The organism is Elioraea sp. Yellowstone (assembly GCF_006704265.1).
GTDB lineage: Bacteria > Pseudomonadota > Alphaproteobacteria > Acetobacterales > Acetobacteraceae > Elioraea.
In genome coordinates, this window is the sequence record NZ_VIKA01000025.1 from 1 (window position 1) to 13,691 (window position 13,691).

Here is a 13,691-nt window from a genome sequence, read left to right on the forward strand (position 1 = left end):
GGGCCGGCGGGTGCGGCCTGGGCCGGCGCGGCCGGGGCGGGCGCGGCCTTGGCGGCGGCACCGGGCCCGACCACGCGCTTCTTCACGACCTCGACCTGCACCACCTTGCTGCGGCCATGCGGGAAGCTCTGCCGCACGCTGCCGGCATCGACCGTCTTGCCGAGCTCAAGGCGGCCGCGACCGAGGGACAGCCGGCCCTTGCCCTGATCCTGCTCGTTCGTCTCGCTCATCCGCTCAGCCGGTCCTGTTCCCGTCATCCGTTGCCTGGCGTGTCGCCCCGCACGCCGGCGAGACGCTGCGCCTCCGTCGCGATCAGGCGGGCGAGCCTGCCCGTCGCGATCGCGACATGAACCACGTGGTCGCGCGCGAACACGGCCCCGAGTTGGACGGCCGTCAGCGGCGCGACCACCGGCACCGCCGCCCCTGCGAGCAGCTTGCGCCGCCCGTCCGGCGCGCCGTCGCGCGCCTCGACCACCAGCCCTGCACGCCCGGACGCGACCCATTCGCGCGCCGCGACGAACCCGGCCACCGCCTGGCCCGCCCGCCGGGCCAGGCCGAGCAGCTCCGCAACCCGGCGCTCCAGGCCGGCGACCAGCATCGTCGGCAGATCGTCGGGAAGCGTGACGCGCGCCTTCGCCGCGCGCGCGAAGGCCGGGCCGAGCCTGCGGTCTTCTAGCACAGCGGCCTTCGCGCTCAACCACATTCCCCGTCCGGGCAGCCGTGCGGCGAGGTCGGGGACGACCCGGCCGTCGGGCGCCACCACGAAGCGGATCATCGCCTCCTTCGCCTGGCGCTCGCCGGTGAGCACGCAGCGCCTGAGCGGCCCCGCCTCGGGCTCGGTCTCGGGCTCGGTCTCCGGCGCGGCGTCGGTCTCGGCGAGCATCGCCGCGACGCGTCCCCCGCTCAGGCCTCGCCCCGCGGCGCGGGCGCGGCGGCCTCCTCGCCCTCGAACCAGTGCGCGCGCGCGGCCATGATCACGGCATTGGCGGTCTGCTCGTCCATCGCCTCCGGCCCGAGGATCTCGATCAGCTCGTCGGAGGCGAGATCGGCGAGATCGTCGAGCGTCTTCACGCCCTTCTCGCCGAGCGCCACCAGCATCGCCGGGGTGAAGGGATGCACGGAGGCGACCTCGTCGGTCACGCCGAGCGCGCGGTACTTCTCGGTCAGCTCGGCATCGCGCCTGGCAACGAACGCCTCGGCGCGACGCTTCAGTTCGGCGGCGATGTCCTCGTCGAAGCCCTCGATCGCGGCCAGCTCCTCGAGCGGCACCAGCACGAGATCCTCGACGGAGACGAAGCCCTCGGTCACCAGCAGGCCGGCGATCACGTCGTCCACGTCCAGCGCGTCGACGAACAGGGCGGAGCGGCGCTTGAACTCCTCCTGGCGGCGCTCGGACTCCTCGGCCTCGGTCAGGATGTCGATGTCCCAGCGGGTGAGCTGGCTGGCGAGACGGACGTTCTGGCCACGCCTTCCGATCGCGAGGGAGAGCTGGTCGTCCGGCACCACGACCTCGATGCGGCGGTTCTCCTCGTCGAGCACCACCTTCGAGACCTCGGCAGGGGCGAGCGCGTTGACGACGAAGGTGGCCGGATCGGCCGACCAGGGGATGATGTCGATCTTCTCGCCCTGCAGCTCCTGCACCACCGCCTGGACGCGGCTGCCGCGCATGCCGACACAGGCGCCGACCGGGTCGATCGAGGAATCGTGGCTGATCACCGCCATCTTGGCGCGGCTGCCGGGGTCGCGCGCGACCGCCTTGATCTCGATGATGCCGTCGTAGATCTCCGGCACCTCCTGCGCGAACAGCCGCGCGAGGAAGTTCGGATGCGTGCGGCTGAGGAAGATCTGGGGCCCGCGCGTCTCCTCGCGCACGTCGTAGATGTAGGCACGCACGCGGTCGCCGTTGCGGTAGCTCTCGCGGGGGATGAGTTCGTCACGCCGCAGCAACGCCTCGGCGCGCCCCAGGTCGACCATCAGGTTGCCGTACTCGGTGCGCTTGACGATGCCGTTGACGATCTCGCCCACGCGGTCCTTGTACTCGTTGTACTGACGCTTCCTCTCGTACTCGCGCACGCGCTGCACGATCACCTGCTTGGCGGTCTGCGCGGCGATGCGGCCGAAATCGATCGGGGGCAGGGGATCGACGATGAACTCGCCGACCCGGATTCCGGGCTTGATCTTCTGCGCGAGGGCGAGCGGAAGCTGGGTCGACTCGTTCTCGACCGCGCCGTCCTCGACCACCTCGGTCCAGCGGCTGAGCTTCACCTCGCCGGTCTTGCGGTCGATCGTGGCGCGGATGTCCTTCTCGTGGCCGTACTTGGCGCGGCCCGCCTTCTGGATGGCCTGCTCCATCGCCTCCAGCACCTCCTCGCGGTCGATCGTCTTCTCGCGCGCGACCGCATCGGCGACCTGGAGGAGTTCGGGGCGTGCGATGGCGATGTCCATGGGTCCCTCGATTGGTCAGGTGGCGGCCGGCTTCGGCCGGCTGGCGTCGATCAGGGCGTCGGTGAGCACGAGCCGGGCGGAGCGGATGTCGGCGAGCGGGAGCGCGACCTCGGTGCCGTCGTCGAGCTTGAGCCGCGCCGCGCCGCAGGGTTCGGCGCCGAGCGCGACGCCGGAGAAGCGCTTGCGCCCGTCGATCGGCACCGCCATCTCGACCCGCGCGAGATGGCCGGCGAAGCGGTTCCAGTCCTTGGCGCGCGTCAGCGGGCGGTCGATCCCCGGCGAGGAGACTTCCAGCACATAAGCCGACGGGATCGGATCCTCGACATCGAGGATCGCCGAGACCTGGTGGCTGATCGCCTCGCAGTCCTCGACCGTGATCGGCGTCTGATCGGCCCGGTCGGCCATGATCTGCAGCGTCGGCCGCTCCTTGCCGCTGAGCCGGACGCGGACGAGCTCGTAGCCCATCGCCTCAAGCGAGGGCGCGATCAGCGCGGCGATCTTGCCTTCGACGCCGTCGTGGCGCGGGGTGTCGTTCAAAACCAAAAAGGCGGCCCCGTTTCCGAGGCCACCCTCCATTGCTCCGGCAGGTGTTGACGGAGAGATACGTCGGCGGCGAGGGAAACGCAAGGCCCCGCCTCCTCGCGTATGGACCGCCCCCGGCCCTCCCGCTACATCCGCGCCATGCCCGACACCGCCGCCGCCTTCGCGCCACTCCTGACCGAGCGCCTGCGGCTGCGGCCCGTCACCGCCGACGATCTCGCGCCGCTGCACCGCCTGATCAACGACTGGGAGGTCGCCCGCATGCTCGGGGCGGTGCCCTTTCCCTACCCGCGCGAGGACCTCGCGCTCTGGATCGCGCGCGCCGGCGAGGATCTCGCCGCGGGCCGGGCCTGGCACCTGGTGATCACGGGGCGCGAGGAGGAGCACCCCGTCGGCGTGGTCGGACTGACCCGCGAGGACGAGCGCACCGCCCGTCTCGGCTACTGGGTCGGACGGCGCTACTGGGGCCACGGCGTCGCCACCGAGGCCGCCGGCCGCATGGTGCAGTTCGCCTTCGGCCGGCTCGGCGTCGATGCGCTGACCGCCTATGTCGCCGACGACAACGAGGCCTCGGCGCGGGTGCTCGCGAGGCACGGGTTCCGCTTCACCCACGAGGCCGAGCACGACTTCCGCTCGCGCGGCGGCGCCTTCCCCGTGCGCTGGTTCCGCCTCACCCGCGCCGACATGATGAAGGCGTCCGGCCACGGCACGGCCACCGCCGACGCCCCCCGCCTGATCGTGCTGGTCGCCGCGGTGGCGCTGATCGACCTCGACGGGCGCGTGCTGCTCGCACGCCGGCCGGAAGGGAAGGCGCTCGCGGGGCTCTGGGAGTTTCCGGGCGGCAAGGTGGCCGAGGGCGAAACCCCGGAGGCGGCGCTGATCCGCGAACTGAAGGAGGAGCTCGGCATCGACGTCTCGGCCGCCTGCCTGGCCCCCTTCGCCTTCGCCAGCCACGCCTACGAGGCGTTCCATCTGCTGATGCCGCTCTACCTCTGCCGGCGCTGGCAGGGGGAGCCGACGCCGCGCGAGGGCCAGCAGCTCGCCTGGGTGCGGCCGCAGAAGCTCGCGGATTATCCCATGCCGCCGGCGGATGTGCCGCTGGTCGCGCAGCTTCGCGACTTCCTCTAGCCCCGGCAGGAGTCCGGAATGACCGCAGACGATCGACCGACCGCCGCGCTGATCATCATCGGCGACGAGGTGCTGTCGGGGCGCACCCAGGACGTGAACGCCCGGTACCTCGCCACGCGTCTCGGCGAGCTCGGCATCCGGCTGCGCGAGGTGCGCATCATTCCCGACGACCGGAGCATGATCGTCTCGGCCGTGAACGAGCTGCGCCGCGCCTGCACCTACGTCTTCACCACCGGCGGCATCGGCCCGACGCATGACGACATCACCAGCGAATGCATCGCCGAGGCGTTCGGACTGCCATGGGAGCCGCATCCGGAGGCGTGGGAGCTCCTGGCGCGCGACTATGCGAGCCGCACCCCGCCCGTGGAGTTCAACGCCGCGCGCCAGCGCATGGCGACCATGCCGCGCGGGGCGGAGCTGATCCGCAACGCGGTCTCGGTGGCGCCCGGGTTCCGGGTCGAGAACGTCCACGTGCTCGCCGGCGTGCCGAAGGTCATGCAGGCGATGTTCGAGACGCTCGCGCCGACCCTGAAGGGCGGAAGGCCCACCGTCAGCCGCACGGTGCACGCCGCGCGCGCGCTGGAAGGGCAGATCGCGGAGGGGCTTGCGGCGATCCAGGCCGAGAGCGCCGGCGTGACGCTCGGCTCCTACCCCTATTACCGCTCGGCCGGCGGCGGGGTGGCGATCGTCGCGCGCGGCACGGATGCGGCTGCGGTCGAGGCGGCGGCCGCGAAGGTGCGCGCGCTGTTCCGCCGCCTCGGCTTCGAACCCCGCGATGGCGAGCCGGAGTAGCGCGGATCCCGATCGGGTGGACTCGCCTGATCGGGTGAAGATGCGCGCCAGGAAACGCCGCAGCCGGTTCCGGGTCCGGCCCACCCCCTCCACCTCCGGAGCACCCCCCGATGCTCGACCTGCACCACTACCGCGCCCTCACCTTCGACTGCTACGGCACGCTGATCGACTGGGAGCGCGGCATCCTCGCCTTCGTCGAGCCGTGGCTCGCCGCGCGCGGCGCGCCGCACGAGCCGGAGCGCATTCTCGCGGCGTTCTCGGAGGTCGAGACCATGCGCCAGCAGGAGGATCCGGCCGCACCCTATCCCGTGATCCTCGAACGCTGCTTCCATGACATCTGCGCGCGCCTCGGCGTGCCGTCCGACAGCGCCTCCGCGCACGCCTTCGGCGCCTCGGTCGGCGACTGGCCGCCCTTCCCCGACACGCCCGCCGCGATGGCGATGTTCCACGGCCGGTTCGTCACAGGCATCGTCTCGAACGTGGACGACGCCTCGCTCGCCCGCTCGATCGCCGCCATCGGCACCGCACCAGACTTCACGGTAACGGCGCAGCAGATCCGGTCGTACAAGCCCGCGCGGCCGCATTTCGACCGGATGCTGGAGATCCTGGCCGGACGCGGCATCGGCCGGCACGAGGTGCTGCACGTCGCGCAGTCGCTGTTCCATGACATCGCCCCCTGCCGCGCGCTCGGCATCGCCTGCTGCTGGGTGAACCGACACGCGCACCGCGGCGGCCTGGGGGCGACGCCGGAGGCGCATGCGGTGCCGGACTACTCGGTCACCTCGCTCGCCGAGCTGGTGGCGCTCGCGCGCATCCAGACGGACTGACATCCGGGCATCGGGGCGCGACCTCTGGGCGGAGGGGATCGCGCGCAGGGCGGCGGGCAGGCGCGTCGTTCCGGCGGGGCTTCCGGCGCGTCCCGGTCCGTCCCATCTTGCCGGTACCGAACCAGGGAGATCCACGATGAGCGAGCTCGCGCGTGCCACCTTCGGCGGCGGCTGCTTCTGGTGCCTCGAGCCGATCTTCCGCGACCTCAAGGGGGTGACGGAGGTGGTGGTCGGCTATGCCGGCGGCCATGTGCCGAATCCGACCTACGAGCAGGTCTGCGGCAAGGGCACCGGCCATGCCGAGGTGGTGCAGGTCACCTCCGATCCGGCGGTGATCGACTATGCCGATCTCCTGCGCGTGTTCTTCACGGTGCACGATCCGACCACCAGGGACCGCCAGGGCGCGGATGTCGGGCCGCAGTACCGCTCGATCGTCCTGGCGCATGACGAGGCGCAGGCGGCGGTGGCGCGGGCCGTGATCGCGGAGGTGTCGCGCGCCGGCATCTGGGATGCGCCGATCGTGACCGAGGTCGTGCCGCTCGACACCTTCTGGCCGGCCGAGGACTACCACCAGCGCTACTTCGAGAGGAACCCCTGGGCCGGCTACTGCCGGGCGGTGATCGCGCCGAAGGTGGCGAAGTTCCGCAAGGCGCATGCGGCGCGTCTCAAGGCCGCGTGAAACGGGATGGGAGGTCTGGAGGGAGGGGCCTTGCGGCCCTTCCCTCCAACACAACACCTCCTGGCGGGGGGGGAAAGGGCCGCAAGGCCCTTTTCCCCCAAACCTCCTATCCCTTCAGCGCCTTCACCATGGTGCTGCCCAGCGCCGCGGGACTGTCGGCGACGTGGATGCCCGCGCTCCGCATCGCCTCCATCTTGTAGGCCGCGGTGTCCCTGCCGCCGGAGATCACCGCGCCGGCATGCCCCATGCGCCGGCCCGGCGGGGCGGTGGCGCCGGCGATGAACCCGACCACCGGCTTCTTGGTCTTCGACCGCTTGATCAGCTCCGCGCCATCCACCTCGCTCTGCCCGCCGATCTCGCCGATCATGATGATCGCCTCGGTCTCGGGATCGGCGAGGAACATCTCCAGCACGTCGACGAAGTCGAGCCCCTTCACCGGGTCGCCGCCGATGCCGACACAGCTCGACTGGCCGAGACCCGCCGCCGTCGTCTGCGCCACCGCCTCGTAGGTGAGGGTGCCCGAGCGCGAGACGATGCCGACCTTGCCGCGGCGATGGATGTGTCCCGGCATGATGCCGATCTTGCACGCATCCGGCGTGATCACGCCCGGACAGTTCGGTCCCACCAGGCGCGACTTCGAACCCGCGAGCACGCGCTTCACCCGCACCATGTCGAGCACCGGAATGCCCTCCGTGATGCAGACGATCAGCGGGACCTCGGCGTCGATCGCCTCGAGGATCGCATCCGCCGCGAAGGGGGGCGGCACGTAGATCGCGCTCGCGGTTGCGCCGGTCCTCGCCACCGCCTCGGCCACCGTGTCGAACACCGGCAGGTCGAGATGGGTCGTGCCGCCCTTGCCCGGCGTGACGCCGCCGACGACCTTGGTGCCGTAGGCGATCGCCTGCTCGGAGTGGAACGTGCCCTGCGCCCCGGTGAAGCCCTGGGTGATGACCTTGGTGTCCGCGTCGACCAGGATCGCCATGGCTCAGGCCGCCTTCTTCACTTCGCGCACGATCTTCTCGGCCGCATCCGCCAGGTTGTCGGCGGACACGATCGGCAGGCCCGAGGCCGCGAGGATCTTCTTGCCGAGCTCCACGTTCGTGCCCTCGAGCCGCACCACCAGCGGCACGTTCAAGGACACCTCGCGCGCCGCGGCGACCACGCCCTCGGCGATCACGTCGCAGCGCATGATGCCGCCGAAGATGTTGACGAGGATCCCTTCCACCTTCGGATCGGAGAGGATGATCTTGAACGCGGCCGCCACACGCTCCCTGGTCGCGCCACCGCCGACATCGAGGAAGTTCGCGGGCTCGCCGCCGTAGAGCTTGATGATGTCCATGGTGGCCATCGCGAGGCCGGCGCCGTTCACCATGCAGCCGATATTGCCGTCGAGCGCGACGTAGTTGAGGTCGTGCCTGCCGGCCTCGAGCTCCTTCGGATCCATCTCGGTCTCGTCGCGCAGCGCGGCGACGTCCGGGTGGCGGAACAGCGCGTTGTCGTCGAAGGCGACCTTGGCGTCGAGCGCCACCACCTCCCCCGCCCTGGTGACGACCAGGGGATTGATCTCGACGATGCCGCAGTCGAGCTCGGTGAAGGCGCGGTATGTCGCGGCGACGAAGGCGACGAAGCTGCCCACCTGCTTGCCGGTAAGGCCGAGCCCGAAGGCGAGACGGCGGCCCTGGAAGGGCTGCAGCCCGACCACCGGATCGACGACCGCGCGCAGGATCTTCTCGGGATGCGACGCCGCAACCTCCTCGATCTCGACCCCGCCTTCGGTCGAGGCCATCACCACGACCCGGCCGGTGCCGCGGTCGATCAGCATGCCGAGATAGAGCTCGCGCGCGATCTCGCAGCCGTCCTCGACATAGACGCGCTGCACCTTCTTGCCGGCCGGGCCGGTCTGCGCGGTGACCAGCACCCTGCCGATCATCGCCCCGGCTTCCGCCGCGACCTCGTCGATGCTGCGGGCGATGCGCACGCCGCCCCTGCCCGAGGCATCGCCCGCGAAACGGCCCTTGCCGCGTCCGCCGGCATGGATCTGCGCCTTGACGACGTAGACCGGTCCCGGCAGCGAGGCGGCAACGCGGGCCGCCTCGTCCGGCGTCCAGGCCACGCCGCCCTTCAGCACGGCGACGCCATACTTCGCCAGCAGCTCCTTCGCCTGGTACTCGTGGATGTTCATCCTGCGATCTCCGCTCAGGCGGATGCGGGAAGGGGCCGGGCCGCTCCGGCCCCGAGGGTTCAGCCGAGGAGCCGCTTCGACGCCTCGATCAGTTCGCGCACCGCATTGCACGACCGTTCGAAGGCGGCCTTCTCGGCCTCATTCAGCGCGATCTCGACGATCCGTTCCACCCCCGCCGCGCCGATCACCACCGGCACGCCGACATAGAGGTCGCGCACGCCGTACTGGCCGGTGAGCCACGCCGCGCAGGGCAGGACGCGCTTCTTGTCCTTGAGGTAGCTCTCCGCCATCGCGATGGCGGACGCCGCCGGCGCGTAATAGGCCGAGCCCTTCTCCAGGAGCTTGACGATCTCGCCGCCGCCGTTCGCCGTGCGCTGGACGATCGCATCCACGCGCTCCTGCGTGGTCCAGCCCATCCTGACGAGATCGGGGACGGGGATGCCGGCGACCGTCGAGTAGCGGGTCAGCGGCACCATGGTGTCGCCGTGCCCGCCCAGCACGAAGGCGGTGACGTCCTCCACCGAGACCTTGAACTCGTGGGCGAGGAACAGGCGGAAGCGGGCGGAGTCGAGCACGCCCGCCATGCCGACCACCTTGTGCGCCGGCAGGCCGGACTTCTCCTTGAACACCCACACCATCGCGTCGAGCGGGTTGGTGATGACGATGACGAAGGCGTCGGGGCAGTGGGTCTTCACGCCCTCGGCAACCTGGGCGATCACGCCGGCGTTCTTCGAGACGAGGTCGTCGCGGCTCATCCCCGGCGTGCGCGGAAAGCCGGCGGTGACGATCACCACGTCGGCGCCGGCGATGGCGGCATAGTCCGACCCGCCGGTCATCATCGCGTCGAAGCCGTCCACCGGGCCCGACTGCATGATGTCGAGCGCCTTGCCGGCGGCGACGCCACCGAACACGTCGAACAGGGCGACGTCGCCGAGTTCCTTCAGCCCGATCAGATGGGCGAGCGTGCCGCCGATATTGCCGGCACCGATCAGCGCGATCTTCCTGCGGGCCATGGGAACACTCCAGGTTGTGGCGGACGGACGAGGCGACGCGCCGCGGGAGGCGGGGGGCAGCGCCCCTCGGCGGGCGTGTTCCCCTACCCCGTTTGCCGCGATGCGGCAAGAATGCGGCGCGCGCGCTCCGCGGTCGGGCGCTCGCGGCCGGTCGAGGCGTTCGGAGTCTGGCCTCCCGCCGCCGCTTCCGGGCGCGCCGACCCGGCATGGCGCCGCGCCACCTCGGTCGGGCTTGCGGCCATCGCGCCGCTGGGGGTGCCGCGATGACAGGGCCGGGCGCGGCCGCTATGACAGGCCCGCATGATGCCACATCCCGCCGCCCGATGATCGCCTTCCTGCTGCAGCGCCTCGCCAGCGCCGTGGTGGTGATCTTCGCGATGTCGCTGATCGTGTTCGCCGGCGTCTTCGCGATCGGCAACCCGATCGACGTGCTGATCAACCCGGCGGCCGACCAGGTGATCCGCGCCGAGACGATCGCGCGCTACGGCCTCGACCGTCCGTTCTGGGAACAGTACGGCTACTTCCTGGGCTCGCTGGTCCGCGGCGATTTCGGCACGAGCTTCGTGTTCAACCAGCCCGCGCTGGGCCTGATCCTGTCGAAGCTTCCGGCCACGCTGGAACTGGCCCTGGCCGCGATGCTGATCGCGATCGCGCTCGGCATTCCGCTCGGCGCCTATGCCGGGCTGAAGCCCGATGCGGCCGCGAGCCGCGCCATCATGGCGGCCTCGGTGCTCGGCTTCTCGCTGCCCACCTTCTGGGTGGGTCTGATGCTGATCCTGGTGTTCTCGGTCGAGACCGGCTGGCTGCCCTCGGGAGGGCGCGGCGAGACCGTGACGCTCCTCGGCATCGACTGGTCGTTCCCGACCGCGGACGGGCTCGCCCACCTCGTGCTGCCGGCGCTCAACCTCGCGCTGTTCAAGCTCAGCCTGATCATCCGGCTCACGCGCGCCGGGATGCGCGAGACCTGGCCCGCCGACTTCGTCAAGTTCGCGCGCGCCAAGGGGCTGACGCTGCGCCGCGTGGTGCTGGTGCACGCGATGCGCAACATCCTGATCCCGATCGTCACCGTGCTCGGGCTCGAGTTCGGCTCGGTGATGGCCTTCGCGGTGGTGACCGAGACGATCTTCTCCTGGCCCGGCATGGGCAAGCTGGTGATCGATTCGATCCTGACGCTCGACCGGCCGGTGATGGTCACCTACCTGATGCTGGTCGTGACCATGTTCGTCACGATCAACCTGCTGGTCGACCTCGCCTACGCCGCGCTCGATCCGCGGGTGCGGCTGGGGGGTCAGCGATGAGCACGCGTGCGGCGAGCCCCGCAGCGCTGTTCTGGGCCGAGTTCGCCGAGAGCAGGATGGCGCTGGCCGGCCTGGTCGTGTTCGCGCTCGCGGTGCTGGTCGCGCTGACCGCGCCCTGGATCACGCCGCAGAACCCCTACGACCAGGCGGGACTGGCGCTCATGGACGCGCGCCTGCCGCCGGGCAGCGTCGGCTCCGGAGGCTACACGCACTGGCTCGGCACCGATGCCCAGGGGCGCGACGTGCTCTCGGCGATCGTCTGGGGGCTGCGCACCTCGCTGTTCGTCGGCGCGGCGGCCGGCGTCGTCGCGCTCTGCATCGGCACGGCGGTGGGGCTGGCGGCGGCGTTCTGCGGCGGACGGGTCGAGCTCGCGCTGATGCGGCTCGTCGATCTCCAGCTCTCCTTCCCGGCGATCCTGTTGGCCCTCGTGCTCGTCGCGATCCTCGGCCAGGGCCTGTTCCAGGTCGTCGCGGCGCTGGTCGCCGCGCAATACGCCTATTTCGCGCGCACGGTGCACGGGGCGGCGCTGAGCGAACGGCGCAAGGAGTACATCGAGGCCGCTGCGGGGATTCCGCTGCACCCGGCGCGCGTGGTGTGGCGGCACCTCCTGCCGAACTGCCTGCCGCCCCTGATCGTGGTCGCGACCGTGCAGGTCGCGAACGCGATCGCGATCGAGGCGACGCTGTCGTTCCTCGGTGTCGGCATGCCGGTGACCGAGCCCTCGCTCGGCACGCTGATCGCCAACGGGTTCCAGTTCATGCTCTCGGGGCGCTACTGGATCAGCGTCTATCCGGGGATCGCGCTCCTGATCGTGATCGTCGCGATCAACCTGGTGGGCGACCAGCTGCGCGACGTGCTGAACCCCAGGCTGAAGAAGTGACGGCCCTGCTCGCCCTCGAGTCCGTATCGAAGCGGTTCGTGCTGCGGCCGACGCTCGCCGAGCGCATGGTCGGTGCGCTGACCGGCGCGGCGAAGACGGAGGTCGTGCGCGCGGTGGATGGCGTTTCGCTCGCGCTGGACCGGGGCGAGGTGGTGGGACTGGTGGGGGAGTCCGGCTGCGGCAAGTCCACGCTCGGACGGATCGCCGCGGGGCTCATGCTGCCGACCGAGGGGCGGGCGCTGATCGACGGCGCGCCGGTGGCGGAGGATGCGGGCGGGCGCGCAGCCAAGCGCACCACCGCGGTGCAGATGATCTTCCAGGACCCCTTCGCCTCGCTCAATCCGCGCATGCGCGTGGGCGAGGCGATCGCCGAGGGGCCGGTCGCGCACGGGCTGACCGATCGCGCGCGCGCGCGCGACACCGTGGCCGCGGCGCTGCGCCGCGTCGGGCTCGATCCGGCCTTCGCGAGCCGCTATCCGCACCAGTTCTCGGGCGGACAGCGCGCGCGCATCGGCATCGCCCGGGCGCTGGCGATGGAGCCGCGCGCGATCGTCGCCGACGAGGCGGTGGCCGCGCTCGACGTCTCGATCCAGGCGCAGGTGCTGAACACCTTCCTCGATCTCCGGCGCGACCTCGATCTCGCGATCCTGTTCATCAGCCACGACCTGGGCGTGGTCGGCCACCTCGCCGACCGCGTCGCGATCATGTATCTCGGCCGGGTGGTCGAGGCGGGGGCGGTGACGGCGGTGTTCGCCGATCCCGCGCATCCCTACACGCGCGGCCTGATCGAGGCGGTGCCGCGTCTCGACCGGAGACGGGCGTCCTTCCACCCCGTGCGCGGCGAGATCCCCCCCCCGCTCGATCCGCCGCGCGGCTGCCACTTCCACCCGCGCTGCCCGCAGGCGATGCCCCGCTGCCGTGCGGAGGCGCCGGTGCTGCGCGAGGTCGCGCCCGGGCGGCTGGCCGCGTGCCACCTGCACGACGCATGATCACGCCGTGGCGCGCGCGACCCTTGCCTCGCGCAGGGTGATGTAGAGCGCCGAGCCGACGATCAGCACCGCGCCGGCGGCCGTCCAGCCATCCGGCACCTCGTTGAACAGCAGCACACCCGCGATCGTCGCGAAGAGCAGCCGCATGTAGCCGAGCGGCGAGACCACGGTCGCGTCGGCGAGCCGGAAGGCGTTGATCCAGAGATGCATCCCCGCCGGCCCGGTCACGCCCATCAGCACCAGCCAGAAGGCCTGCCACGGCTCGGGCACCGCCAGGCCCGGCAGGGCGACCGGCAGCGAGCCGCCGAACGTGACGAGGCCGATATAGAGCAGGATCGTCTCGGTGCGCTCGGTCGCCGACAGCTTCTTGGTCGTCAGCACGATCCCCGAGCCGAACAGCGCCGAGAGCAGCGCGATGCCGATCGCCGGATCGATCCTGAGCTCGAGGGGCTTGGCGACCAGCACCACGCCGAGGAAGCCGACGATGGTGGCGGTCCAGCGCCGCCAGCGCACGATCTCGCCCAGCACCGGGCCGGCGAGCGCGGTGACGAACATCACCGAGGTGAACGAGAGCACGGTCGCGGTGGCGAGATCGAGCCGCTGGAACGACCAGTAGTAGAGCCCCCAGCAGACCAGGCTGAACGTGCCGCGGGCGAGATGCAGGAGCGGCCGCGAGGTGCGCAGGAGCATCGTGCCGCGCCGCGCCAGCAGCGGCGCCACATACGCGATCTGCCCGGCCGCCCGCGCGAGCATGATCGTGGTCACCGGCACGGTGTTCGCGAGCAGCTTCACGAACACGACCTCGGCGGTGAACAGCACGGCCGCGGCGAGCGCCAGCGCCGCGGCCTTGAGGATCGGGGAGGTGGGGTCACGGGGAGGGGTACCCGTACCCCTCCCCGTGCTTCGGTCCATGAACC

The 13,691-nt window shown here is 71.2% G+C and carries 15 protein-coding genes; 7 read left to right on the forward strand and 8 right to left on the reverse strand.

Features of this window, described 5'->3' with window-relative positions; all coding sequences use genetic code 11:
* The 4 genes from FK498_RS05855 to rimP all read right to left on the reverse strand — a co-directional run.
* The coding region (locus tag FK498_RS05855; protein WP_141852491.1) for a translation initiation factor IF-2 associated domain-containing protein at positions 1–230 on the reverse strand (230 nt) is incomplete at its 3' end.
* Positions 231–253: 23 nt separating this feature from the next.
* On the reverse strand, positions 254–883 hold the full coding sequence (locus tag FK498_RS05860; protein WP_141852493.1) for an RNA-binding protein: 630 nt from the start codon (positions 881–883) through the stop codon (positions 254–256).
* Positions 884–903: 20 nt separating this feature from the next.
* A complete protein-coding gene (nusA, locus tag FK498_RS05865) occupies positions 904–2,445 on the reverse strand; it encodes a transcription termination factor NusA (protein WP_141852495.1) in 1,542 nt (513 codons plus the stop codon).
* 15 nt (positions 2,446–2,460) lie between these two features.
* Positions 2,461–3,021, reverse strand: coding sequence for a ribosome maturation factor RimP (gene rimP / locus FK498_RS05870; RefSeq protein WP_141852497.1), 561 nt, complete (start codon positions 3,019–3,021; stop codon positions 2,461–2,463).
* A 105-nt stretch (positions 3,022–3,126) separates the two neighbouring features.
* Here rimP and FK498_RS05875 point away from each other — a divergent pair, with 105 nt between their 5' ends.
* From FK498_RS05875 to msrA, 4 genes are all read left to right on the forward strand, one after another.
* Complete coding sequence (locus FK498_RS05875) at positions 3,127–4,113, forward strand: bifunctional GNAT family N-acetyltransferase/(deoxy)nucleoside triphosphate pyrophosphohydrolase (protein ID WP_141852499.1); 987 nt, start codon at positions 3,127–3,129, stop codon at positions 4,111–4,113.
* Between the two features lie 18 nt (positions 4,114–4,131).
* Positions 4,132–4,905, forward strand: a complete 774-nt coding sequence (locus tag FK498_RS05880; RefSeq protein WP_141852501.1) for a molybdopterin-binding protein — start codon at positions 4,132–4,134, stop codon at positions 4,903–4,905.
* A gap of 110 nt (positions 4,906–5,015) precedes the next feature.
* Positions 5,016–5,732, forward strand: a complete 717-nt coding sequence (locus FK498_RS05885; RefSeq protein WP_141852503.1) for an HAD family hydrolase — start codon at positions 5,016–5,018, stop codon at positions 5,730–5,732.
* A 136-nt stretch (positions 5,733–5,868) separates the two neighbouring features.
* Positions 5,869–6,411, forward strand: coding sequence for a peptide-methionine (S)-S-oxide reductase MsrA (gene msrA / locus FK498_RS05890; RefSeq protein ID WP_141852505.1), 543 nt, complete (start codon positions 5,869–5,871; stop codon positions 6,409–6,411).
* Positions 6,412–6,517: 106 nt separating this feature from the next.
* Here msrA and sucD read toward each other — a convergent pair whose 3' ends face one another.
* From sucD to mdh, 3 genes are read right to left on the reverse strand one after another with little or no spacing between them, the layout of a single operon-like run.
* Complete coding sequence (gene sucD, locus FK498_RS05895; protein WP_141852543.1) at positions 6,518–7,393, reverse strand: succinate--CoA ligase subunit alpha; 876 nt, start codon at positions 7,391–7,393, stop codon at positions 6,518–6,520.
* A 3-nt stretch (positions 7,394–7,396) separates the two neighbouring features.
* A complete protein-coding gene (sucC, locus tag FK498_RS05900; RefSeq protein WP_141852545.1) occupies positions 7,397–8,593 on the reverse strand; it encodes an ADP-forming succinate--CoA ligase subunit beta in 1,197 nt (398 codons plus the stop codon).
* 59 nt (positions 8,594–8,652) lie between these two features.
* Positions 8,653–9,606, reverse strand: coding sequence for a malate dehydrogenase (gene mdh / locus FK498_RS05905; RefSeq protein WP_141852547.1), 954 nt, complete (start codon positions 9,604–9,606; stop codon positions 8,653–8,655).
* Positions 9,607–9,929: 323 nt separating this feature from the next.
* On the opposite strand from mdh, the gene FK498_RS05910 reads away from it, so the two are divergent.
* Genes FK498_RS05910 through FK498_RS05920 form a run of 3 tightly spaced genes read left to right on the forward strand, consistent with a single transcriptional unit; the run spans position 9,930 to position 12,774 of the window.
* Complete coding sequence (locus tag FK498_RS05910; RefSeq protein WP_141852583.1) at positions 9,930–10,904, forward strand: ABC transporter permease; 975 nt, start codon at positions 9,930–9,932, stop codon at positions 10,902–10,904.
* Positions 10,901–11,785, forward strand: coding sequence for an ABC transporter permease (locus FK498_RS05915; RefSeq protein ID WP_141852549.1), 885 nt, complete (start codon positions 10,901–10,903; stop codon positions 11,783–11,785). Before FK498_RS05910 ends, FK498_RS05915 begins: the two co-directional genes overlap by 4 nt.
* Complete coding sequence (locus FK498_RS05920) at positions 11,782–12,774, forward strand: ABC transporter ATP-binding protein (protein ID WP_141852551.1); 993 nt, start codon at positions 11,782–11,784, stop codon at positions 12,772–12,774. The genes FK498_RS05915 and FK498_RS05920 overlap by 4 nt, the downstream gene beginning before the upstream one ends.
* On the opposite strand, the gene FK498_RS05925 is transcribed toward FK498_RS05920, so the two are convergent.
* On the reverse strand, positions 12,775–13,686 hold the full coding sequence (locus FK498_RS05925) for a DMT family transporter (protein WP_237560847.1): 912 nt from the start codon (positions 13,684–13,686) through the stop codon (positions 12,775–12,777).
* Positions 13,687–13,691 lie beyond the last annotated feature (5 nt).